Here is a 24607-nt window from a genome sequence, read left to right as displayed (position 1 = left end):
AGAAGAAAAATGAAAAGACTATATATCTTATTACTAGGGTCAATGTTGTTCATAGCGGCATGTGACAACGACTTGGATCAGGTTCCACCGAATATTGCAAGTTCAGATTCTTTGGAAGATTTTGATGGGGTTGTGAATGCTGCCTATTTCTACCAATTGGGTGCGGTTACCCCAATGGCGGTAATGGGCGATTTCAGAGCTGACAATGCGTTAATGGATGAAGAGCCATTTCCAGAATTTGATAGGTACGGTCCCGACTTGACCGTTATGGAAGATCAATTTTTTGGGCCTTTCTATACTGCTTTGTACAGAGCAATTTTAAGTGCAAATAATGTCATCGAAAATTCTACCGATGCCACTGATATTGGTGAGGCTAAATTTTTGAGGGCCTTGTCATATTTTAAGTTGGTATTGGTTTTTGGCGATGTACCTGTCAATTTAGTCGCCAATCCAGTTACTACAGACTTATCCATCTTTGAAAGGCAACCAGTTGCTGAGGTATATAATAATATTATAATTCCAGATTTTCAAGATGCCATTGCAGCTTTGGATAATTCAGATTTATCAGACGGTCGAGCTACTCAAATTGCTGCGCGTGCATTGCTTGGCAAGGTGTACGTTCACAGGGGTGAATTCGGAAATGCTGAACCTCTTTTGGCCGCGGTTGTCAATGGAGCTGCTGATGCCGGAATCACTTTACAGGAAAACTTTGCCGATATCTTTTTAGTTGATTTGAATCCAGAGGTCATCTTTGCAACTCAAGTATCCAGTTCGATAGTCGATGAATACGGTTTTTCTGAATTCTTTTCGTGGTTTGGAGGTCTAGATACAAAGTCCCTGATGCCTTTGGATCCTGATTTGATTGCAGCTTTTGATGCTAGCGAAGCAGGTGGTGACACTGATTTACGAAGAGTGGTAACCATTGATGAGACACTTATGGCTTCTCCAAAATACCCACAAACAGGCGGGGAAGACCTCGACTGGATTGAAATGCGATTGGCAGATGCCATTTTATTGTATGCTGAAACGTTGAATGAAAATGGGAATACAGCTGGCGCAATAACAGAATTGAATAAGATAAGAACTAGAGCAGGTTTACCAAATACAACAGCAACGGGGCAAACTGCGGTGAGACAGGCCATTCAAGACGAAAGAAGATTGGAGTTGGCTTTTGAGGGGCATAGATGGTTCGATTTGGTAAGAACAGGCACTGTGGAAGCTGAAATGGGTCAGACGATTGACAGTAATTTCTTTTTGTTCCCAGTTCCGATATCAGAGATTCTGGCCACCAACGGGGTGATTACACAAAACCCTGGCTATTAATATATAAAAGATTAAAAAGTTTCAATTGAGCATTGATCATTAACAGAGAGAGTAATTTGAGTTAGTTTAGTTAGATAAGAGAGACTATTGGTCGTCTCTGGCTTTGGCCAATAGTCCTCTTGACTAAAAACAACTTGCTTAATACGCGGATAATTTCATAAATTTAACAAACCAATCTGGTTAACCAATCTGGTTTAAAAAATGAATATGAAAGTCGAAATTCTTACCAAATCTGAAAATGGCGATATACAAAAGGGTATTATCTCAAATATTCGGGATTATATAGACTATAAGAACTTAGAACCTGGTGATAAGCTTCCATCCGAAAGAATGCTATCCGAAAAATTCGGGGTTAGCCGGAGCAACATAAGGGAAGCCATCCAAAAATTGGAGTTTTTTGGCATATTGAAATCCAGACCACAAAGTGGAACATTCATCGCCAATATTGGTCGGGTTGCCATGAGCGGAATGTTGGATGATATTTTGAGATTGGAAGATCCAGACTTTAAATCCTTAGTTGAGACCAGGATTTTACTGGAACTCAAAACGGTACGATTGGCAGCGCTAAGAAGAACAGACGATGATTTGGATAAAATGGAGCAAGCTCTTGAAGCCTATAAGACAAAAGTCTTGAATGGTAAAGATGCGGTCGAAGAAGATTTATTGTTTCATCTGGCCATAGCCAAAGCCAGTAAAAATGCAACCATGAATACATTTATGCTGGTCATTACGCCTGAGATTATCACAAATTTCAACAAGCACCATGTTTGTGATGCCAATCTTTCGTTCAAGGGAATCAAGGAGCATGAAGAAATTTTCGAGGCTATCAAGAAACAAGATCCACAGAAGGCCAAGCAGAAAATGAAAACACACTTTAGCGTATTGTACCAGTACTGTTACAATACTTAAGACGTTGATTTGCCAAGACAGAATTGCACGCTTCTGTTTTAGCTATTTGAAATAACATAGGAGGGAAGTAGCACTTACCGCATAGATTCCAAATCGGAATTTTTTAAGTCAGCTACCACTAATTGAGCTTGATTTTTTTTATTCAGGTGAACACATGATATTCCTAAACCTAACACAATTAAAAAACTATGAAGTTAAAAGGTTTACGGTGGTGGGTCATTGGGTTAATAGCGTTGGCAACCGTTATTAATTATATAGATAGACAGGCGTTACCGGTTTTATGGCCAGACATGGCAGAAGACCTGTACCCCAACAAGACCTCAGATGAAAGAAAAGGAATTTATGCGATTATCTCCACGATATTCATTTTTTCCTATGCATTCGGCCAAGCCATATTTGGGAAAATTTTTGACAAGGTGGGCACTAGAATCGGTTTTGCGTTGTCCATAGGATTTTGGTCGTTGGCAACCGCCTTGCACGCATTGGCAAAAGGGTTGGTCAGTCTGTCCATTTTTCGCTCCATATTGGGCATAGCAGAAGCTGGAAACTGGCCAGGTGCAGCAAAGGGAAACGCAGAGTGGTTTCCAACGAAAGAGCGGGCTTTTGCCCAAGGAATTTTCAACTCTGGCGCGGCCATTGGAGGCATCGTTGCCTTTCCGACGATAGGCCTATTATCCATCCACTTCAGCTGGCACTATATTTTCGTTTTGGTGGGCCTGGTGGGATTGCTTTGGCTAATTCCATGGTGGATTTTAGTAAAGGCTCCTCCATCAAAGCATCCATGGATTTCAGATAGCGAAAGAGAATATATTTTGACTGGTCAGCAAAACCAAGATTTAGATGGAGATGGAGTTCGGGACGAGGGATACAATCCACCAACTGGTAAAATGCTCTCCCACAAAGAAAGTTGGGGGGTCATCATAGCTTCGGCAGCAATTGACCCTATTTGGTGGTTGTTCATCTTTTGGATACCTATATATCTCAATGAGGTTTATGGCATGGATGTAAAGGCGATTGGGTTTTATGCATGGGTACCCTATGTTGGGGCAATGATAGGGGCTTGGTTTGGCGGTCTTTTGGCACAAAACCGCATTAAGGCGGGTTGGACGGTCAACAAAACCCGTAAACTGGTCATTACTTTAGGCTGCCTAATCATGTTGCCAACTTTGCTTGCCATGGCAAACCCAGGTGGGCCCGAAACTGCTGTAGTGCTCATGGCGATAATCTTGTTCGGTTTTCAAGTGGCTATTGGAAATGTGCAGACATTGCCAAGTGACTTTTTTGGTGGAAAATCGGTGGGCACGCTTGCCGGATTTGCTGGCATGGCTGCCAAGTTGGGAGCCTTTGGTTTGACCGCCCTCGTTCCATGGCTTACATCGGGAGGTAACTACACGCCGGCCTTTGTGATCGGTGCGGCATTGGCCATAATCACTATGGCAAGTGTATGGATATTGTGTCCAAAAATTGAACCATTAAGAGCGAAATAAATAGATTAAAAATTCAATCCAAATAATAAAATGAGTGATTCTAAAGAAAAAATAGCAGTAATAACCGGAGCAACCGGCGGTATAGGATTTCAAGTGGCCAAAAGACTAGGTAAGGATGGCTACACGGTCGTCTTGAATGGAATAGAGGATGATGCAGGAGCTGGCAGGGTCAAAGAACTCGAAGCAGAAGGTATAAAGGCCGAATATTATGGATTCGACGTAACGAACGAAGAAGCGGTCAATGCCAATATAAAGGCTATCGGAGATAAGTATGGAAAAATTGATGCATTGATCAACAATGCTGGTGGGCTTGGAGGTCGATCACGATTTGAAGAAATGACCACCGATTTTTACCGTAAGGTCATGGCGCTGAATTTAGATTCCACTTTTTTCTGTTCCAGAGCTGCTATTCCATACTTAAAGAAGGGAGATAATCCGTCGATAATCAATTATACCTCTATAGCTGGTTGGAATGCTGGCGGACCCGGAGCGGGAATTTATGGCACATCAAAAGCGGCTGTTCATGCTATAACACGTGCTTTGGCAAAAGATTTGGCAGAATATGGAGTACGGGTAAATGCTGTATCACCAGGCACTATTGACACTCCTTTTCATGCGCAAATTAAATCCACTAAACCAGAGGTTTTTCAATCTTGGAAAAACAACATTCTTTTGGGTAGGCTCGGTCAGCCCGAGGATGTGGCATCTGTTATCTCTTTCTTGGTCAGCGATAATGCTGCCTTTTTGACGGCAGAAACTATTCAAGTAGGCGGCGGACAAGGTTTGGGAATCTAAAAAACATCCAGAAAAATGGGTAATCTAAATGGAAAAATAGCAGTGGTAACCGGAGGCTCAAGGGATATCGGCCGTGCCATATCGATAAAACTTGCCAAGGAAGGTGCCAAGGTGGTTGTAAACTATTTTAATTCGGAATCAGCAGCTAAAGAAACCGTAGAAGAAATAAAATCTTTGGGACAGGAAGCTATCGCAGTCAAGGCAGATGTTTCCAACCTAAATGATATTGCAGCCTTAAAGGCAAAAGTTGTAGAGGTGGTTGGCGCTAAAATAGATATTCTTGTGAACAATGCAGGTGGACTTTTCGCCCGTAAAACGTTGGAAGAATTTGATGAAGCTTTTTATGAACTTGTCATGGGGGTAAACTTTAAGTCTATTGTGTTTGTTTCCCAGGCATTTGAACCTTTGATGCAAAAGGGTGCATCTATCATCAATATCTCGTCTCAAGCGGCAAGGGATGGCGGTGGAGGCGGTTCCGCATTGTACAGTTCGTCCAAAGGAGCGGTAACGACTTTTACACGGGCCATGGCCAAAGAATTGGGGCCAAAAGGCATTCGGGTGAACGCGGTTTGCCCCGGTTTGATAGGAACAAAGTTCCACGATGATTTCACTCAAGATGAAATCAGGGAAAAAGTAGCGGCAGGTACTCCTCTGAGAAGGGAAGGCAATGCTGAAGAAGTCGCTGATTTGGTTTCATATCTGGCCTCAGATGAGGCCTCTTTCATAAATGGAAACAATATTGACATAAATGGCGGTTTAGCTTTCAGCTAAAATCTAATCAACAATAAACAACAATTGAAGAATGAAGAAAGTAGTCACTTTTGGAGAGATAATGCTTCGACTGGCTCCTGAAGGATTTTTAAGGTTTTCACAAGCAAACAGTTTTGATGTCGTTTATGGCGGAGGTGAGTCCAACGTAGCGGTTTCATTGGCCAACTATGGTGTACCTGTGGATTTTGTCACTAGGCTCCCCGATAACGATATTGGCCATTGTGCTCTGATGGAGATGCGCAAAAGAGGAGTCGGTACTGATAAGATAATTTACGGTGGCAATAGGCTTGGTATTTATTTTCTGGAAACAGGTGCCGTAAGTCGTGGTAGCAAAGTGGTCTATGATCGAGCACATTCCGCTATGGCCGAAATTCAGGCGGGAATGGTCGATTGGAAATCGGTATTTGATGGTGTGGAATGGTTCCATTGGACGGGAATAACACCCGCAATCTCTCAAGGAGCTGCAGATGCCTGTTTGGAAGCGGTAAAAGTTGCCAGTGAACTCGGTGTGACCATTTCGACCGATTTGAATTACCGGGCAAAACTCTGGAAATATTGTAATGATGCGAAAAGGGAAGAGATTATGTCGGAGCTGACCTCTTACTGCGACATCGTTTTGGGCAATGAGGAAGATGCCGAAAAACATTTTGGTATCAAACCTGAAGGATTGGACATTACCACTCAAGGTGAACATGTAAAAGCCGAGGCTTTTCTATCTGTCTGCAAGCAGATGATGAAACGTTTTCCAAGGGCTAAAAAAGTAATCACCACTTTAAGAGGTTCATTATCCGCATCCCACAATACTTGGGCTGGGGTCTTGTATGATGGCAAGATAATGTATAAATCACCAGAGTATCAAATCACCCATATTGTTGACCGCGTAGGTGGCGGAGATTCTTTTATGGGTGGATTGATTTATGGATTGTTAAAATATCCAAAGGACGACCAAAATGCCTTGAACTTTGCAGTCGCAGCATCTTGTTTGAAACATACAATTAAAGGAGATGCTAATTTGGCGACGGTTTCAGAAGTGGAGAAATTAATGGGTGGTGATGCATCAGGTAGGGTAGCTAGATAAGTAGAATGACTTCAGAAAAATCCATATTGATCATTTGTGGTGGTGGCCCCGCCCCTGGTATCAATGCGGTAATCAGTACGGTTGCCAAGATTTTTTTGAAAGATGGCTATCGGGTACTAGGCCTTCATGAAGGTTTCAAGGGAATATTTTCTGAAAACCCTTCAATTAAGGAATTCGATTTTCCCCATGCCGACCGTATTTTCAGTCGAGGTGGCTCAACTCTTATTATGAGTCGGTTCAAGCCCAGTGATGAAAAGGTGAATACTGATTTGTTTAAGGACAACAACGTCAAGTTGCTCGTAAGCATCGGGGGTGATGACACCGCTTCCACGGCTAACAGAATAACCGATTATCTTTCAAAGGAGAACATTTCCATTTCAAATATTCATGTGCCCAAGACCATTGACAATGACCTTCCCTTGCCTGATCGCAATCCTACTTTTGGGTTTCATTCGGCAAAAGATGAAGGCGTTCGGATTGGAAACACCACTTATGAGGATGCACGAACCAGTAATAACTGGTTTGTCATGTCAACCATGGGGCGATCGGCGGGGCATTTGGCCTTTGGTATTGCTACCAGCTGCCATTTTCCGATGATGGTCATTCCTGAGATGTTTGATAAGACCAACATTACCTTCGATAAGGTGGTCCGCTTGGTGATTTCCTCAATGGTCAAAAGAAAAATAGAGAACATCCATTATGGAGTTGCCCTAATAAGTGAAGGAGTTTTTCATATTCTACCAGATTCTGAACTAAAGAATTGTGGCATTAACTTTACCTATGATGAACACGGTCATCCTGAATTGGGCAATGTAAGCAAGTCACACATTTTTAATGTACTTGTCCAGGCCCGTTTAAAGGAACTGGGTATTAAGATTAAGAGCAGACCAGTGGAGTTGGGCTATGAGCTACGTTGTTGTAGACCTATCGGTTTTGATTTGACACTGTGTACTTTATTGGGGCTAGGGGTAAAAAAACTGTTCGATGAAGGACTTAGTGGATGCATAGTCACGGCCAATTCGAGAGGCGAGGTAACACCACTTTTTTTGACCGATTTACAGGATAAGGAGGGCAAAATTGCCCCGCGGCTGGTGAATATCGATTCAGAATTTGCACGACTCTGTTTTCAGAACTTGAATTATTTGGGCGAAGCTGACTATGAACGCTCAAAAGCATACCTTAAGAACCCCGAAGCATACGATTTTAATAAAATCTTAAATAGAGCATAACGTACTATGGCACAATTTTCAAGAATTGAGGTAGCAAATACAATGAAAGAAACGGGTATGGTGTCCCTTTTTTACCATCCTGATATTGAACTGGGTAAGAAAGTCCTCAAGGCCTGTTATGATGGTGGCTCACGTTTGATGGAGTTTACCGCACGAGGTGATTTTGCTTTTGAGGTTTTTTCTGAATTGAACAAATATGCCATTTCCAAATTACCAGGAATGATAATGGGGGTGGGTTCTATTACTGATGCGGCAGCGGCCTCTCTGTTTATGCAAATGGGAGCAAATTTTATTGTTACCCCATCTTTAAGGGAAGATATTGCAATTGCCTGTAACCGCAGGAAAGTCCTTTGGTCTCCGGGGTGTGGTTCATTGGCTGAAATCAATAGGGCCGAAGAATTGGGTTGCGAAGTCATCAAACTTTTCCCTGGGTCAACCTATGGCCCTGGTTTTGTAAAGGCTATCAAAGGACCACAACCTTGGACGAGCATTATGCCTACGGGTGGCGTAAGTACTGAAAAGGAAAACCTTCAGGCGTGGTTTGATGCAGGGGTGATATGTGTCGGCATGGGATCCAAGCTAATTAGCAAGGAGATTCTGGCCAGTAAAGATTTTGAAGGACTAGAAAATTTGGTAAGAAACACATTGGGCACCATCATTAAGGTAAGAAACCGATGAAATGAGAAACCAGCAATCCTCAAAAGAATCGTTTTTTAAGAAATTGCTGGCATTGGTCTTGGCCTTTGGGCCAGGTATTTTTGCTATCGGGTATACCATTGGCACGGGAAGTGTCACCTCAATGATTGTTGCTGGTAGCACCTACGGAATGCAGCTGTTGTGGGTACTGTTATTGAGTTGCCTCTTTTCAGGCATTCTCATATATGTTTATGGTAACTATACATTGATAACGGGGGAAACAGCCTTATTCGCATTTAAGAAACACTTGAAATGGGGAAAGGTCATGGCGATTCTTATTATAATAGGCATCGCTTTCGGTCAGTGGAATTCCTTGATGGGCATTATGGGTATTTCTGCCAATATCATTTACGAGATGTTCGCCATTTATTTTCCACAGATTGCCCAGCACAAATATGAAACGGTGATAGGTATCGCCGTAGTGGTGACCGTTATTTTTTATGCTCTGCTTCTGGTTGGCAAATACACCTTTTTTGAAAAAATCCTAGTCATTTTTGTTACCATAATGGGATTGTCTTTTCTGATTTCCCTTTTTATGGTTTATCCACTACCATCTGATGTGTTAAAAGGACTTGTACCCAGTATTCCTGAAGTACAAGGCGGCAAAATGTTGGTTGCTGCTTTTGTGGGAACAACCATGGCGGCTGCTACCTTTCTATCACGCCCGCTTTTTGTTAAGGGCAAGGGTTGGAAAATCAGCGATTTGAACAAACAAAAGAAGGATGCCATTGTAGCTGCAATTTTGGTCTTTATTATTAGCGCCACTATCATGGCCGTGGCAACTGGGGCTCTCTTTTATGATGGTAAACCTGTGACTCAAGTGTTGGATATGGTTAACACCTTGGAGCCTGTGGCCGGCAAATTTGCCTTGACCCTTTTCTTTTTTGGAACACTTAGTGCTGGGCTCTCCTCTATTTTTCCCATATTGTTGATAGTGCCCATTTTGATTGCTGATTACCAATCTGGGGAGTTGGATACCAGTTCAAAACAGTTTAAGCGGATTACTGCTTTTGCCTGTCTATTTGCCTTAATTGTGCCAATCTTTGGTTCGAACCCGGTCGAGATGCAGATACTTTCACAAATCTTTAATGTATTTGTATTGCCCTTGGTCATTCTCGGAATTATTCTGCTGATCAATAACAAAAAATTGATGCTGGGTCATAAAACAGGTACCTGGGTAAATGTTGGGCTTATAGCCGCACTATTGTTTTCTTTGGTTATATCTTACAATGGGGTGCAAGCACTAATAAACTATCTTTAGATTAGATTCTCTTTAAAAAAATCCATTGTACGCTTCCATGCCAATTCAGCTGCATCTTTATCATATCGCGGTGTGCTGGTATTGTGAAATCCATGGTTGACATCGGGATAAGTATAGGCTATATAATCTTTTCCATGTTTTTTCAAAGCTTCTTCAAAAGCGGGCCATCCGCCATTCACACGTTCATCAAGTCCAGCGAACTGTAACATCAAAGGTGCATTGATTTGGTCGATATTCTCAGTAGGTTGGCCACCATAAAAGGGTACGGCTGCAGATAAATCAGGTACTTTTACAGCCATCATATTTGAAATCCATCCTCCAAAACAAAATCCAACAACTCCAATTTTGCCACTACAGCCTTCATGTGCTTTTAAGTATTCGAATGCTGCAATGAAATCTTGCAACATTTCATTTCGATCACGTTTGCGTTGCATGGCCCTACCATCGTCGTCGTTCCCTGGGTAACCGCCCAGAGGACTTAGGGCATCTGGAGCTAGAGTTATGAAGCCATCTAAAGCGGCCCTTCTGGCAGTGTCTTCAATATAGGGGTTAAGTCCGCGATTTTCGTGTACCACAACAAGACCTGGCAGTTTGCTCTCAATAGCTCTGGGCATTGAGAGCAATCCCTTGATTTCACCACCACCCTTAGGTGAACTATAGGTGATGTAATCTGAATTTAATCTGGGATTGTCACTAGCCACCAAAAAAGTGTTTTTGTAATTAGGCATCATGAAACTGAGCAATGATGTCACGGTGATGCCACCAACTGCATAAGCAGAGAGCTTTTCAACAAATTCTCGGCGTTGTAGCTTGTTGTGGGCATAGTCATCATATAAATCAAAGACCTCTTGTTTGATGTCTTCTTTCTGTAATTTTTTCATTGAATCTTATTTTAAGATAGACTTCATAAATTTTTCTTTGTAGGCCCTTCCGATAGGCAGCTTGATTCCTCCGAAAAGATATATTTGGTTGCCCACAATTTTTTCTATAGCCTCTATATTGACGATATGTGATTTGTGGATGCGGTAGAACAGTTTGCCTGGTAGCATCTCTGACCAAAAGCGCAAGGACTCGCTCGATAAATGCTTTTTGTTTTTGGTCGCTATTTGGGTATAGTCGGAATCTGCTGTAATGTGCAGGATGTCGTCAACATGAATTTTGATATGCTCGTAGCCCGACTTGATATAGATTTCCTTTCTCAACGATGTCGAATCGGTTTCATATTTGATTGGCAACCCCATTTTTTTTCTTTCAGATACTTTTGATATGGCCTTTACAAATCGTTGAAATGAAAAAGGTTTTAATAGATAGTCGACAACGTTGAACTCATAGCTTTCAAGTGCATATTCTGAGAATGCCGTGGTCAGGATGATACTGGGCGGGTTGGCCATGGTCTTCAAAAAATCAATCCCAGAAATTTTTGGTAGGTGAACGTCAAGAAAAAGTAAATCGACCGGTTCAGCTTCCAGAAATTCCATTGCCTGTATCGCATCTGAAAAGACCCCTTTTAGTTCTAAAGAGCCTACATCTTCAATATATTTCTTGAGGACGCGCTGCGCGGGAGGTTGATCTTCAACGATGATACAGTTCACGAGCTACTAATTTTACTTAATTCCACTGATAGTTTGACTTCATACCTCTTGTTATGTTCCTTGATTTCAAGATGATGCCTGTTGGGATAAAGGAGCTGTAAACGTTTTTGTACATTCTTCAGTCCGATTCCAGCATTCACTTTACTAAGACTTTCAGTAGCCTCGTAATTATTGCTACAGTTAAAATGCAATGTGTTGTTCTTCATGTGCAGCATGACGTCAATCTTGATGTTCTCACTTTGACCTGCTTGGCTGTGTTTGAATGCGTTTTCAATAAATACTATCAAAATCAGCGGGGCAATCTTGTACCTATTTTCAATATCATATGTGTCAAAAAGAACCGTACCTCTATTTTCAATTTGTAGTTTGCTCAGCTTAATAAAATTATGCAATTGCTCAATTTCTTTTTGAAGAGGCACAAACTTTTCTTTGCACTCATATAGCATATACCGCAGCAATCCGCTGATTTCCAGAATTATCTCAGGAGTTTTGGGCGAACCTTCAAGGGCATATGAGTATAAATTATTGAGATTGTTGAACAAAAAGTGTGGATTGATTTGAGACCTCAAAAATTGAAGCTCACTTTCTTGAACCGTACTTTTTAAAGCTTCTATCTGCTCTTGTTTTTGTAGGGCATCCCATCCAAACTTAAATCCAGAAAGAATCGTAATTACTGGTAATACTCCCAACAGTGAGAAAAATACTCCTGGAAACGACTTTGCTCTCTTGGTGCCCGCAAAGAAAATTTGTTCAAGCACCAATTCTTCCAATAAGATTACTATGGCAATAACTCCAAAGACAAATGCGAAAAATTTCCAATAGTTCCTTTTGTACAGAAAACGTGGCATGAGCCAATATCCTATAATAGCTGCAGCAAATACATAAGTACTGAAGAAAGCCAATTGGTGTATATGAAATCCTGGTTTTTCCCTATCAAATGAATAGAAAAGGAAAACCAGTACCAGAAGTACAAATTGAAAGACAAGTTCTCTTTTAGATATTGACATTTTTAAGGCATACTTCACTAAAGGTATCTGAACAGGGTAGCAAAAGAAAATAAATGTCGTCAACAACGGTTTTTAGGCCTTGAACAACATTTTCAATGATGGTTGTAAATACATTTGCTGGTTGGGGTAATAAGCATGTCGTTCACAGCAAATAATTTTAGGACCATTTTTATTTATTGGAGTTTTGAAAAAAATCAAAGAACCTTAAAATCAGCTATGAAAGGTCTATTGCTATCAAGTATCGCCCTGTTTCTTTTCACCACAATCGGATATGGTCAAAAAAACAGTACCACATTTATAGGCAAAGTGGTGGAAAAATCTTCTGGCCAACCCGTTGCTTTCGCTACAGTCATGGTCGCAGACAATGAAACAAAAAAGGCAATTGATGGAACCACTACTTTGGAGGACGGCACCTTTACTCTGGAAACCAATGCAAGTAACTATTACATCGAAATTAGTTTTATTGGTTTTGAAAAGAAAGTTTTGCAGGTTCCAACTTCGAAAAACAAAAAAACTGATTTGGGGACCATTGCAATTTCAGAAGATGCCCAGAAACTGGAAGAAGTGGTCGTTGAGGGTGAAGTCTCACAGACTGTTTTCAAATTGGATAAGCGCATATTCAATGTAGGAAAGGATTTGAGCACCACAGGTGCAAGCGCCCTTGAAGTATTGAACAACGTACCGTCTGTCAATGTGAATATTGAAGGGCAAATCAGTCTTCGGGGAAGTCAAGGTGTTCAAGTACTGATCAATGGAAAACCTTCCATATTGACTAGTGACGAGAACAATGCGCTTGGCACCATTACTGCAGATATGATAGATAGGGTTGAAGTGATTACCAACCCTTCTGCAAAATATGATGCAGAGGGCACTTCAGGTATTATCAACATTGTCATTAAAAAAGAAGAGCAAAGAGGGCTCAATGGCTCTATTTCTGTGAATACTGGTGCGCCCAATAATCACAGTATAGGGGTGAGCCTTAATCGAAGAACAGAAAAATTCAACCTGTTTACGCAGCTTGGAGCGGGCTATCGCGAATTGCCCAATGAAATCACCGTTCGAAATACAGATTTGACTACAGGTAATGTGATTCTATCCAATGGCGAAGAATTCAGAAACGAAGAATTTTACAACTTCATTCTGGGAACAGACTATTATTTTAGCCCGACCAGCGTACTTACACTTTCTGGAAATTTTGCCTTAGAGATTGAAAATCAACCCTCGACCACCGATTTTGTGGCATTAGATGGATCTGGAAACTTCACCTCAGAGTGGGAACGTACCGAGGTAACAGAAGCTCGAAACCCGAAGTTTCAATATGAATTACAGTATAAAAAGGATTTTGAAGACAATGAAGACCACGATTTGCTTTTCAGCGCATTGGGCAATTTCTTCGGCAAAGACCAAAGCTCCGAATTCTTGGATAATACCATTTCTGGGGAAGATCGTGATGCCGAACAAAATACCCGCACTGATTTTAAAGAATCTGTTTTTACATTCAAACTAGATTATACCAAGCCTTTTTCAGATAAATTTTCTGTAGAGACCGGGGCCCAGTACATTCTCAATGATGTCAGCAATGACTTTGAGGTACAAAACCTGGAAGATGGCATATTTGTTACAGACCCTGGTCTAACAAACATCTTCGAATTTGACCAAAATGTACTGGGTGTTTATGGAACTGCTGCGTACGAAGGTGAAAAATGGGGGTTGAAAGCGGGCATACGGGTTGAAAATACTGAAGTCGGAACTTTATTGGTAAATACGAGTGAGTCAAACGACCAAAACTACACCAATCTTTTCCCCAGCGTACACACCTCATACAAGTTTTCTGAAAAGATTTCCTTGCAGGCAGGATATTCCAAAAGGATATACAGACCAAGATTGTGGGATCTGAATCCATTTTTCAACATCCGAAACAATTTCAATATTCGACAGGGAAATCCGAATTTATTACCAGAGTTCACAGATTCCTATGAAGTGACGGGTATTTTCTTTGTAGGAAAGACACCTTTGAACTTGGGGGTCTACCATCGATATACTACCGATATTATCGAACGAATTTCTTTTTTTGAGGATAACGTGAATATTAGGAGGCCCGAGAATATCGGAACGAATAATGCATGGGGGGTGGAATTCAACACCAAGTACAGTCCAGCCAAATGGCTGACCTTTAATGTAGATTTCAACTATAATACGTTTTCCCGTCAAGGAAGTTTTGAGGAAACCGTATTCGATTTTAGTGCGAATCAGTGGTCATCAAAACTATTGACCAAAATAAAGATGCCCTGGGATATCGATTTTGAGGCTACTGGAAACTACCGATCAGCTTACCAGACCGTACAGGGTGAAATAAACGATATCGCATTCTTGGATTTGGGGTTGAGAAAGAAGATACTCAAAGGCAAGGCAGTTCTCAACCTAAGCGTTCGTGATGCCTTTGCATCGCGCATTCGTGAAAACCAAATTGCACAAAATGATTTTGAGGTTTTTAATCGAAGTTTTCGTGCCCGCTTTGTGTCCTTCGGTTTCAGTTATGGGTTCGGTAAAGGTGAAGCCATGCAGTACTCTGGGGGAAGGAGAAGATGATACTATAGATTTATCTCGAAAACTTCTATGCTCTTGACTATCTCTTAGCTATTTTCTGTATATCAATTAGTTTTATTAACGGCCCTTTTATAGGAGAAAAATTAATCCAATATTCATTTTTCCGACAAGTCCCATTCGCGGGCTTTTTTAGTTGTTTCGTCAATTTACCTTTTATGGGAAGTTTTGATGTAGGAAAACAGTCTTAAATACAAATGAATAATTGGAAGATAATGGAGCTTTTGAACCCGTATATTTAAAATACCTCATGCCCATTTTCAATTAAAATGGTTTCAATTGGAATCATTTCATATTTTTGCCCTCACGAAAGCCGGATGTTGTCGGTCAATATGCCCAATCCGTAGCCCTATTGGCAAAAAAATAGTGTAAGGGTTTTGTTTTCAGGGTAGTAGAATTCAAAATTGAATCCTGCCACCCCGACTACATAAAATCCCGATCCATTTGGATCGGGATTTTTTTTACCCCTCCTTTTATAACACTTGAAAAAGGCTGTGTATATTATAGTGACTTTCGGAGTGTTCCATTTTTTTCGTAATATTCTACCCTAACCATTACAAGATCTAGTGAAGCTTATTGATTTCATCAAAAAACTTGAAGGTATCAACTCCCTCTCCAAACATGAACAATTGGTCTTGGGAATAATGGATACCATTAATTCAGGCCATCTAAGGGTTGGTGATCAATTGCCATCAATCAATGTCATGGTTGATGAGGTTGGTTTTGCCAGAAAGACCATTGTCAAAGCTTACGAAGAATTGAAGGGTAGGGGACTTGTGGAATCGAAAAAAACCAAAGGATACTTCGTTGTCAGCAATAATACCGATCTCTACCTCAAAATTGCTTTGATCATGTATTCTTTTCAGCGATTTCAGCAAGAATTCTATAATACATTACGCAAGCAATTTGAAGACAGGGTTCAAATTGATGTTTTCTTCCACCATAATAACGAAGAGGTTTTTGAAACCATTTTTTCAAATATAAGTGGTAAATACGGCATGTATGTGGTGGCACCCATAGAAAGTGAAATCAGCAAAAAAGTATTGAAAACAGTTACACCTGAGAAGCTTTTGATTGTGGATAGATTTTTGAATTTAGGAGAGGGCTATACCTACATCGCACAAGAGTTTGAGAAAAGTACGTATTCGAATCTAAATACATTGCTGCCAAAAATTTCAAGGTATAAAAAGTGCATCTTATTTTTTAGAAACGATAGAGATTATCCTCAAGGAATATTAAAGTCTTTCAATGTGTTTTGTGACAAAAACAGTATTGCCTTTGAAGTACAAAAAAGCTACGAGCAAGACCATGTCGCCAAAGATAATTTGTATTTGACCATCAACGATGCCGACCTATGGCTATTATTAAGAGATTGTAGGAACAATGATTTTCGAATTGGCAAAGACGTTGGAGTACTTTCGTTCAATGATCATATCGTAAAAGAGATTATCTCTGGAGGTATTACCACGATATCAGCCGATTTTACACAAATGGCATTGATGACAGCAGAAAATATCCGTGAATTAGGATTCACAAATTTTGTAGTCCCCACAAGACTTATCGAACGCGATTCGCTATGATATGAAATCTTACCCCAATTGAAATATCCTTATCAGATTGGGTGTTCATTGTTAAATTCTAAAAATAGTTGTTATAAAAATTTTGCATTAACAATATTTTTGTATTTTTGAATAGTAGCATAGACTATCATAGTATACAAATCAATCTGAACTTTAAATCTATTCTTATGATGAAAAACCACTTCAAAGGGCTCTTGCTTACGATGGCCTTTTTATTCTCAGCTATAGTGGTAGGTCAAGAAACCACGATATCTGGTACGATTTCAGATTCTGAAGGCCCATTGCCGGGCGTGAACATTCTTGAAAAAGGTACAACCAACGGTGTCACTACAGATTTTGATGGCAATTACACAATTACTGTGGATTCCGATGCCGTTTTGGTATTCAGCTATATCGGATACCAAACCCAAGAAATGCCTGTGTCGGGCAGGTCGACTATAAACGTGACGCTACAAATTGACGCCCAGGCATTGGACGAAGTTGTTATCACTGGTTTTGGTTCACAGGCCAAAGTCGACGTTACCGGTGCCATAGCACAAATAAAACAAGAAGAAGTAAGGCAAATTGTTAATGCGGATCCGACCAATGCCCTCCAAGGGCGATTGGCTGGTGTTCAAGTTGAGAGTGGTGGTGGACAACCAGGTGCTCCAACAAATGTAATTGTCAGGGGTATCAGTTCATTGACCAATACATTTCCCCTTTATGTGGTCGATGGTACCATAGTTGATGATATTACCTTTCTAAATTCAAAAGACATTGTTGACATACAGGTGTTGAAAGATGCTGTTTCAGCTGCTATCTATGGTACTAGGGCCGCTAACGGTGTCATTATTATTTCTACCAATAGGGGCTCAATGAATACGGCTCCCAAAGTTACGGTTGATGTTAGAGCTGGCGTTAACACTGTAGGTAAAACGTTGGATTTTTTAGATGGTCCAGAATTTGTTGCCTTTCTTAACCAAAGAAGTATTAATGAAGGACAACCGGCGAACATTGTCGATCCTGGGGTAAACACCGATTTTCAAGATTTGACATTGAATTCTGGTTTTTTACAAGATTACGGTTTTAGTATAAGTGGTGGCGGGGAAGATGCTTCCTACTTTTTTTCAGCTAATTATTATGATGAGGAAGGCATCGTAACAAGTACTGGTTTTGAACGTACCAACGTTCGACTAAATACAAGGTTTAAAACGGGCAAATTTACTTTTGAGGAGTCATTGTCGTATAACCAAAGAGATTTGGATACCAATCCATTTTTTGGTAATGGCACTTTTACCGCACCAGTGGTACGCGCCTCTGCTCCTGAACGTTTGGGAGGTTTTGAAGCCATTGATTCTAATCTTTACAATGGGTCAGGTGGCACCAATAATTATGCATTGGCACAATTGTTAGATGACCAAACCACAGAACGAAACGTTTTGGGCAATCTTAAAGTAAATTACGAGATTATTGAAGGGCTGACCGCCAGCATCAATATCGGTGTGGATTATCGCAACACATATAGAAACTTTTTTCAGCCGACCTTTGATTTGAGTCCCACTGATCAACAAGACAATTTGAATGAGCTGAATGATTTAACAGAAGGGCGAGGTGAAATTATTTCAACCAATATCGAACCTACTATAAATTACAAAAGAACGTTCGGCAAACACAATCTAGATATTCTATTGGGTGGCGCACGTCAGCAAACTGATAACAATTCATTGGTCATTGCCGCAGAGGGCCTACCTTCTAATAACATTACCAATATTGCTGGTTTTGCCGATCAAATCGTAAACTCAGCCGGTGGACGGTTTTTGTCAAGAATATTCTCGGTCTTCGGTAGGGTCAACTATAAATTTGATAATAAGTACTTGTTTACGGCCATTGTGCGTCGAGATGCTTCTTCAAGATTTTCTCCTGAAAACGATTTTAACAATATTGTTCTTCCTGCGTTTTCTGCTGGTTGGGTGATCAGCAACGAAAGCTGGTGGCCAGAAGATTCACTGTTCAATACCTTGAAGTTACGTGCGGGGTATGGTGAACTGGCTTCGCAAAACATTGGTGATTACTTGTTTCAATCTGTTTTGAATTCAGCTTCAAATGTCAGTTTCAATAATGTGACCGCTGGTGGTTTTGCCATAACAGATTTGGTTGATCCCAATATTTCGTTTGAAACCGCCCAATCGACCAGCGTCGGTTTAGATGGTGCACTTTTGAATAATAGAATAACATTTGCCGCTGATTATTATGTCAGGGATAATGAAAATGTATTGGCACCTGTTGCAGTTCCTTCAACCACTGGTTCGGGTAATCCGGTTACCCAGAACGCGGCTTCCATCCGCAACTCAGGTTTTGAATTGCAGGCCAACTACAACCATAATTCCGGTGGTGACTTTGATTTTAATGTGGGTGTGACATTTGCAACGCTCAGCAATGAACTGACCGACCTTCCTAACCCATTGGTCGGCCCATCTATAGATGAAGAGGGCAATACACCAAATAGGTATGAAGTCGGTGAGGAAATCGGTTTCTTCTTTGGTTTTCAAAATGATGGTATTTACCGAAGCCAGGCTGATATTGATAGTGACCCGGGCGTAGCAAATGACCCAGAAAGACGTGCCATATTGCAACCTGGCGATTTTAGAAGGGTCGATTTAAATGGAGATGGTATAATTGACAATGATGATAGAACCAATCTCGGCTCTCCAATACCTGATTTTACTTATGGTATCAACTTCAATGCTACATATAAGAATTGGGATTTTGGGTTGAACCTAAATGGGGTACAGGGCAATGAAATATTCAATGCAACCCGCTTTACGGGTACCTTCTTTTTGGACGGCAACAAGTTCGGGTATGTTCGCGATTCGTTTGTTTTAGGGCAGAATGAAAACACGAATATTCCAAGAGCTTCGCTGCCCAATGCTGCTGGTAACCAATTGCCATCAGATTTTTACGTAGAAGACGGCTCATATCTCAGGTTACAAAGTTTTGAAGTAGGCTATGACCTTACCAACGCAGTAAACATGCCTTGGGTGAGCAGTGCAAGAATTTATTATAATATGCAAAACGTGTTTACCCTCACTGGGTATTCGGGTTACGATCCCGAAGTCGGTTCTACCCTTATAGGTACTGGTGGTGGATTCTTTGGAAATCCAAACAACACACCTCCAATTTTTGGTAGGGGTATCGATTTAGGTGCGCAACCAAGACCCAGAACTTTTATTCTGGGGTTACAGGTGGCTTTTTAAAATCGTTATGAATAAATGAAAATTATAAAGATGAAAATCAAGACTAACAAATTATTGATCTTATCGTTATGTGTGGCATTGCTTATGCCCCTTAACGGATGTGATGAGGATAAATTGGAGATTTCAAATCCGAATACCGTCTCTCAATTGGACTTTTTCAGAAATGAAGCTGATTTTAGAGTGGCCGTTAACGGAATGATTCACCCGATTACAGCCGTATTTTTCTGGGGTCGCGTTGTGCATACCGGGCCACTATTACGCTCTGATGCATTTAATGTGGTGCCCTTTGCCAACAATACCACAATGTCTACGCTTCAAGGGGTTCCTGGGGTAAGTCGTTGGGCAACGGATATGTTTCCCCAGCTATACCAGACTATATTTCGGGCGAATACAATTCTAGAAGAGGCCAATGAAGAAAATTTGCCTGCAGGCAGTGTGAGGGATGAAATATTGGGCCAAGCCTATTTTATGCGTGCATTCGCCAATTGGTATTTGGCTGCGTTTTGGGGCAATGTACCTTTAGTGCTCAATACACCTGAATCTGATGAAGATTTCTTTCCTTCCCAGGCAACACAAACAGAAGTTTTTAATTCGGTCATTGACGATTTAGGTATGGCAGCAAGCATGCTTCCCACTACTTGGTCCGATAATGATTTAGGAAGGCCAACAAGTGGGTCTGCTCTGGCCTTACGCGGAAAGACATATTTGTACATGCAAAACTATTCGGCGGCGGCTGCAGATTTTCAAGCGGTAGTTGATAGTGGGGTATATTCGTTACTGCCTGCAGAACAGTACAACGATAATTTTACAACGGAAAATGAGAATAATGCAGAGTCCGTTTTTGAGTTGCAATTTTCACCTCAAGACAATTTTGTCTGGGGTTCTGACACACCATTGACGGGTTCACAGAGCAACTTTTATATAGATTATTCACCACCAACGGTAAGTTTGGATCGTAGTCATTACATTAACCCCCATATTCTTCAAGTGTTTGAAGATAATGGTGATACCGTTAGGCGTAATGCTACCATTGCATTTGATTACCCAGGTGCAACAGGTTATGGGGGCGTTCCTTTTTTAGAAGATTTTGCTCCGGATATTGAGGCAGCCCAAGTTGCTGGTGTTGATCCTCTTTTTACCAGAAAATACGCCATGCTTTTTGCGGGAACAAGACAAGAGCTACCAGGATTTGGGCAAACAGTGGGCGTAAATTGGAGATTGGTACGCTATTCAGATGTACTGCTTATGTTGGCAGAAGCTGAGAATGAGTTGGGAAATACCGCAAATGCCATTTCATTGGTCAATCAAGTACGGCAAAGGGCCCAAATTGCTGATTTGGCAGCCGGCCTATCACAACAAGAAGTGTTTGATGCCATTGTTGACGAACGAATTATGGAGTTGACCGGAGAGGGCCATCGCTATTTTGATTTGGTGCGTTGGCAATTGGCTGATGATGTCATGGGTGAGGGCTCTACCATTGCGGGTGGAAGACATCCTAAATCATTGGCAGGTGAGTCTGCATTCTTTACGCCCGGACGTGATGAACTGCTTTGGATTCCCGTACCAGAATTGAATGCAAATCCGAATCTGGTTCAAAATCCTGGATATTGATAATACGTTTAGTTGTAAGTTTGAGTTAGTTTATTTTCACTAATCAAGAGAGAGCCAAGTAATGAATGTATTGCTTGGCTCTTAAGTTGAATCGAATAGTTTTTGAATGAGATGGTTCCTAATTTTCGGATCACTTTTTTTTCTTTTAATGACCTCTTGCAAGTCTAGGGGCGATGATTTTCTTTTTGAGTTGATGGATGTTTCAGAAACCGGAATCCATTTTCAAAACACCATTACGGTCAACGATAGTATCAACGTCATTGACTTTCAATATTGTTACAATGGCGGTGGGGTCGGTATTGGTGATTTTAATAGTGATGGCCTGCCAGATTTGGTCTTTACGGGCAACCAAGTAAGTGTTGCCATGTATTTGAACAGGGGTGGCTTCAAATTTGAAGAAATAACCAGACCCACAGGTATTCAAACAAAAAGGTGGATTACAGGTGTTTCTATAATCGATATCAACTCAGACGGTTTAGACGATGTGTATTTAAACGTTGGTGGTGCCGATTGCAATGATGATTGCGACAACCTACTTTTTATCAACCAAGGCCTGAACCCAAAGGGTATTCCTATCTTCATTGAAAATGCCAAGGACTATGGGTTGAATGAATCGGAATATGCCCAGCAGACTGTTTTTTTTGATTTTGACAACGATGGAGATCTAGATGCCTATATCTTAAGAAATGGTAATGTAAAATTTGATAAAAACGCTCCTATCCCCAAGCAATATTATCCAAGGCACCTGAAAGATGTACTGCTTGAAAATACACAGTCAGACAGTCTATCGCACCCCTATTTTATTGATGTGTCCAACAAATATGGAATTGACCATCCAGGTTTTGGGCTCGGGCTCGGTATCAACGATTTCAACCACGATGGTTTGGTAGATGTGTATGTGGGCAATGATTTTATAACTGATGATTTTTTGTACCTGAATCACAGCAATGATAGTATCAACCCGCATTTTGCTGAAGAAAGTGATGAATACTTTCCACACAACACCTACAACTCTATGGGGCTTGATATTGCGGATATCAACAATGACTCAAGGCCTGATTTGATGGTTTTAGATATGCTTCCGAATGAATACAAGAGACAGAAAACGATGCTAGGGGCTATGAATTATGACAAATATGAGTTGGCAACCCGTAATGGTTACTCACCTCAATACATGCGAAATACCCTTCATTTGAACTCTGGTTTTATTGATGGCAGCCCCATAAAATTTCAAGAGGTGGCCTTCATGACAAAGACAGCACAGACCGATTGGAGCTGGGCCCCTATAGTTGCTGACTTCGACAATGATGGTGACAGAGACATCTTTGTGACGAACGGCTACGGAAAAGACATCACCAACCTTGATTTTATTAATTACAACAATCAAAACAACATTTTTGGTACAGATGCGATTAGAGATAAACGCTTGAAAGAATTGGTGAAAGACCTTCCTGACGTGCCTATGTCAAACGTTTTCTTTGAGAACGAAAGCAGTTTGATTTTTAAAGATGTTTCCAAAAAGTGGAGCAACCAACCCAAATCAATATCCAACGGTGTTGCTTATGCAGATTTTGATTTGGATGGCGATCTCGATTTGGTAGTCAATAATATCGACCAAAAAGCCTTTATCCTAAAGAATAAATCATCTGAAAAAGAAGTATATAACTACTTGAATATCAAGATTAAAGGGCCAAAAGAAAATAATAAGGGCATTGGCGCCAAGATTTCTATTTGGAGCGATGGTTACGCACAGACACATTTTCAATCGGTCATTAGGGGATACCTCTCCTCTGTAGAACCGGGGGCATTTTTTGGCCTAAAGAAAAATTTAGTTGATTCGGTAGAGGTAGTTTGGCCGTCGGGCAAGGTTTCGACCCTAAAGAACGTATCGAGCAACCAAACCTTGACAATAGATTATGCTACGGCAGAAAAATCATCAAAAAAGAAGCCTTCTGAGATAGAATACCTGTTTCAAAAAGCTGATTCTGTCTTGAGGTATACCCATATTGAGAATCCTTCCAACGATTATTCATATCAACAATTACTGCTGACGCAACATTCAAAATCGGGTCCGTGTTTAACCACTTCAGAAAAAGACGGATTGCTTTTTATCGGGGGAAGCCATGGGCATTCTGGGCAACTATATCGATTTACAGAAAAAGGTGAATTTGAACTTTCACAAGAGTTTGAATCAAAACATGAAGATACAGCAGCCTCTTTTTTTGATATTGACGTTGATGGTGATGAAGACCTGTATGTGGCGAGCGGGGGCAACGAATACGAGCCAGGGTCCATTATGTATGCCGACCGTATTTATATCAACGATGGAGAGAATAATTTTTCAAAGACAGAAGAGATTCTGCCAAAACAGTATTCAAGTACAAGCTGTGTGCGCCCCTTTGATTATGATAAAGATGGAGATATGGATGTTTTTGTGGGCAGCAATATAATTCCATTAAATTACCCAAAACCCCCAGAAAGCATACTTTACGAAAATGAAAATGGAAGATTAAGAAAAGGTAATCATCCTTCTCTGAATAATCTCGGAATGGTTAAAGACGCCATCTGGGAAGATGTCAATAGCGACGGTTGGCAAGATTTGGTAGTTGTCGGTGATTGGATGCCGATAACCATTTTTATCAATGAAAAAGGAGAATTAAAGGATGCCGATACCTCTTTCATTGATGCGCTTTCAAACCAAGTGGAAACGGCAGGTTGGTGGAAAAGTATAGCTTCCGCAGATTTTGATGGCGATGGTGACCCAGATTTTTTGCTGGGCAACCAAGGTCTGAACAATTTTAAGAACCCATCCCAAGAACATCCTGTCTACATATACAAAGAAGATTTCGATGACAACGGCAGTATTGACCCACTGATTGGCACCTATTTTGAAATGGGTGAAAGAGCATCCTTAAAATTGATGCATTCAAGAGATGATATCATGAAACAACTGGTATCATTGAAAGATAGGTATACCACATACGAAGATTTTTCACAAGTTGATTTTAAAGACCTGCTACAGATAGATGACCTTGGCAATAAGACACTAAAAGTATCGATTTCAGAAAGTATGTATTTGGAAAATAAGGGAAATCTTCAGTTCAAGGTAAGAGAACTACCCAGATTGGCACAAATAGGCCCAATCAATGATATATTGGTGGATGATTTTGATGGAGATGGCTTTGAGGACGCTATTTTAGCGGGCAACGACCTTCATGCAGAAACCCACTATGGCGGCCACGATACCTTCAATGGGTTGTACTTACATGGCGATGGTCAAGGAGGTTTTGAGGTGCTGACAAGCTCAGAAAGCGGGTTTTATGCTTTTGGGCAATCAAGTGATTTGTTGAGTTTCAAGAGCGAGGACAAATTTTTTGTACTTGTAGCTCAAAATAATGATGTATTGAGAGTTTTTAATGTAAATCGATGAA

Annotated in this window: 17 protein-coding genes; 14 read left to right on the top strand and 3 right to left on the bottom strand. The window is 40.8% G+C overall.

The genetic code is table 11. The annotated features are described in order from the left end of the window. The first annotated feature begins 9 nt into the window (after positions 1-9). The 9 genes from AAAH86_RS06300 (at position 10) to AAAH86_RS06260 (ending at position 9549) form a co-directional block, all read left to right on the top strand. On the top strand, positions 10-1323 hold the full coding sequence (locus AAAH86_RS06300; protein WP_343486668.1) for a RagB/SusD family nutrient uptake outer membrane protein: 1314 nt from the start codon (positions 10-12) through the stop codon (positions 1321-1323). 207 nt (positions 1324-1530) lie between these two features. After that, positions 1531-2232: a FadR/GntR family transcriptional regulator gene (locus AAAH86_RS06295; RefSeq protein ID WP_343486667.1), complete on the top strand. Its 702-nt coding sequence runs from the start codon at positions 1531-1533 to the stop codon at positions 2230-2232. A 188-nt stretch (positions 2233-2420) separates the two neighbouring features. Further along, positions 2421-3719, top strand: a complete 1299-nt coding sequence (locus AAAH86_RS06290; RefSeq protein ID WP_343486666.1) for an MFS transporter — start codon at positions 2421-2423, stop codon at positions 3717-3719. 30 nt (positions 3720-3749) lie between these two features. After that, entirely contained in the window at positions 3750-4514 is a 765-nt protein-coding gene (locus AAAH86_RS06285; protein WP_343486665.1) for an SDR family NAD(P)-dependent oxidoreductase, read from the top strand. A gap of 15 nt (positions 4515-4529) precedes the next feature. Beyond that, the gene (locus AAAH86_RS06280) at positions 4530-5285 is read left to right on the top strand and encodes a 3-oxoacyl-ACP reductase family protein (RefSeq protein WP_343486664.1); all 756 of its coding nucleotides are present in this window, start codon (positions 4530-4532) and stop codon (positions 5283-5285) included. 31 nt (positions 5286-5316) lie between these two features. Next, positions 5317-6363, top strand: a complete 1047-nt coding sequence (locus tag AAAH86_RS06275; RefSeq protein WP_343486663.1) for a sugar kinase — start codon at positions 5317-5319, stop codon at positions 6361-6363. A 5-nt stretch (positions 6364-6368) separates the two neighbouring features. Further along, a complete protein-coding gene (locus tag AAAH86_RS06270; RefSeq protein WP_343486662.1) occupies positions 6369-7592 on the top strand; it encodes a 6-phosphofructokinase in 1224 nt (407 codons plus the stop codon). 6 nt (positions 7593-7598) lie between these two features. Then, positions 7599-8270, top strand: coding sequence for a bifunctional 4-hydroxy-2-oxoglutarate aldolase/2-dehydro-3-deoxy-phosphogluconate aldolase (locus AAAH86_RS06265; RefSeq protein ID WP_343486661.1), 672 nt, complete (start codon positions 7599-7601; stop codon positions 8268-8270). 1 nt (position 8271) lies between these two features. Continuing rightward, complete coding sequence (locus AAAH86_RS06260) at positions 8272-9549, top strand: Nramp family divalent metal transporter (RefSeq protein ID WP_343486660.1); 1278 nt, start codon at positions 8272-8274, stop codon at positions 9547-9549. Here AAAH86_RS06260 and AAAH86_RS06255 read toward each other — a convergent pair. The 3 genes from AAAH86_RS06255 to AAAH86_RS06245 are packed head-to-tail and all read right to left on the bottom strand — an operon-like array spanning position 9546 to position 12148. After that, positions 9546-10430, bottom strand: coding sequence for a dienelactone hydrolase family protein (locus tag AAAH86_RS06255; RefSeq protein ID WP_343486659.1), 885 nt, complete (start codon positions 10428-10430; stop codon positions 9546-9548). The genes AAAH86_RS06260 and AAAH86_RS06255 overlap by 4 nt on opposite strands. A 6-nt stretch (positions 10431-10436) precedes the next feature. Continuing rightward, positions 10437-11141, bottom strand: a complete 705-nt coding sequence (locus AAAH86_RS06250) for a response regulator transcription factor (RefSeq protein WP_343486658.1) — start codon at positions 11139-11141, stop codon at positions 10437-10439. After that, positions 11138-12148 carry a histidine kinase gene (locus tag AAAH86_RS06245; RefSeq protein WP_343486657.1) on the bottom strand — a complete coding sequence of 337 codons (1011 nt, stop codon included), beginning with the start codon at positions 12146-12148 and terminating at the stop codon, positions 11138-11140. Before AAAH86_RS06245 ends, AAAH86_RS06250 begins: the two co-directional genes overlap by 4 nt. 216 nt (positions 12149-12364) lie before the next feature. Between AAAH86_RS06245 and AAAH86_RS06240 the strand changes: the two genes are divergently transcribed. The 5 genes from AAAH86_RS06240 to AAAH86_RS06220 all read left to right on the top strand — a co-directional run bounded on the left by AAAH86_RS06240 (position 12365) and on the right by AAAH86_RS06220 (position 24606). Next, positions 12365-14737, top strand: coding sequence for an outer membrane beta-barrel family protein (locus tag AAAH86_RS06240; RefSeq protein ID WP_343486656.1), 2373 nt, complete (start codon positions 12365-12367; stop codon positions 14735-14737). Between the two features lie 581 nt (positions 14738-15318). Next, positions 15319-16332, top strand: coding sequence for a GntR family transcriptional regulator (locus AAAH86_RS06235; protein WP_343486655.1), 1014 nt, complete (start codon positions 15319-15321; stop codon positions 16330-16332). A 167-nt stretch (positions 16333-16499) separates the two neighbouring features. Further along, positions 16500-19565 (top strand): TonB-dependent receptor, encoded by a 3066-nt coding sequence (locus AAAH86_RS06230; protein ID WP_343486654.1) that lies wholly within the window; start codon positions 16500-16502, stop codon positions 19563-19565. A gap of 30 nt (positions 19566-19595) precedes the next feature. Further along, positions 19596-21176: a RagB/SusD family nutrient uptake outer membrane protein gene (locus tag AAAH86_RS06225; RefSeq protein ID WP_343486653.1), complete on the top strand. Its 1581-nt coding sequence runs from the start codon at positions 19596-19598 to the stop codon at positions 21174-21176. Positions 21177-21282: 106 nt separating this feature from the next. Further along, positions 21283-24606: a VCBS repeat-containing protein gene (locus tag AAAH86_RS06220; protein WP_343486652.1), complete on the top strand. Its 3324-nt coding sequence runs from the start codon at positions 21283-21285 to the stop codon at positions 24604-24606. Position 24607 lies beyond the last annotated feature (1 nt).

This window comes from Allomuricauda sp. d1 (genome assembly GCF_039592695.1).
GTDB lineage: Bacteria > Bacteroidota > Bacteroidia > Flavobacteriales > Flavobacteriaceae > Flagellimonas_A.
The sequence above is the reverse complement of the archived record's forward strand: the minus strand, read 5'-3'. Positions and strand labels throughout refer to the sequence as shown.

Coding starts and splice junctions, on each gene's coding strand:
- AAAH86_RS06300 (WP_343486668.1), top strand. CDS start 10: ATGAAAAGACTATATATCTTATTACTAGGGTCAATGTTGTTCATAGCG.
- AAAH86_RS06270 (WP_343486662.1), top strand. CDS start 6,369: ATGACTTCAGAAAAATCCATATTGATCATTTGTGGTGGTGGCCCCGCC.
- AAAH86_RS06220 (WP_343486652.1), top strand. CDS start 21,283: ATGAGATGGTTCCTAATTTTCGGATCACTTTTTTTTCTTTTAATGACC.
- AAAH86_RS06225 (WP_343486653.1), top strand. CDS start 19,596: ATGAAAATCAAGACTAACAAATTATTGATCTTATCGTTATGTGTGGCA.
- AAAH86_RS06230 (WP_343486654.1), top strand. CDS start 16,500: ATGATGAAAAACCACTTCAAAGGGCTCTTGCTTACGATGGCCTTTTTA.
- AAAH86_RS06245 (WP_343486657.1), bottom strand. CDS start 12,148: ATGTCAATATCTAAAAGAGAACTTGTCTTTCAATTTGTACTTCTGGTA.
- AAAH86_RS06240 (WP_343486656.1), top strand. CDS start 12,365: ATGAAAGGTCTATTGCTATCAAGTATCGCCCTGTTTCTTTTCACCACA.
- AAAH86_RS06255 (WP_343486659.1), bottom strand. CDS start 10,430: ATGAAAAAATTACAGAAAGAAGACATCAAACAAGAGGTCTTTGATTTA.
- AAAH86_RS06265 (WP_343486661.1), top strand. CDS start 7,599: ATGGCACAATTTTCAAGAATTGAGGTAGCAAATACAATGAAAGAAACG.
- AAAH86_RS06260 (WP_343486660.1), top strand. CDS start 8,272: ATGAGAAACCAGCAATCCTCAAAAGAATCGTTTTTTAAGAAATTGCTG.
- AAAH86_RS06280 (WP_343486664.1), top strand. CDS start 4,530: ATGGGTAATCTAAATGGAAAAATAGCAGTGGTAACCGGAGGCTCAAGG.
- AAAH86_RS06290 (WP_343486666.1), top strand. CDS start 2,421: ATGAAGTTAAAAGGTTTACGGTGGTGGGTCATTGGGTTAATAGCGTTG.
- AAAH86_RS06295 (WP_343486667.1), top strand. CDS start 1,531: ATGAAAGTCGAAATTCTTACCAAATCTGAAAATGGCGATATACAAAAG.
- AAAH86_RS06275 (WP_343486663.1), top strand. CDS start 5,317: ATGAAGAAAGTAGTCACTTTTGGAGAGATAATGCTTCGACTGGCTCCT.
- AAAH86_RS06285 (WP_343486665.1), top strand. CDS start 3,750: ATGAGTGATTCTAAAGAAAAAATAGCAGTAATAACCGGAGCAACCGGC.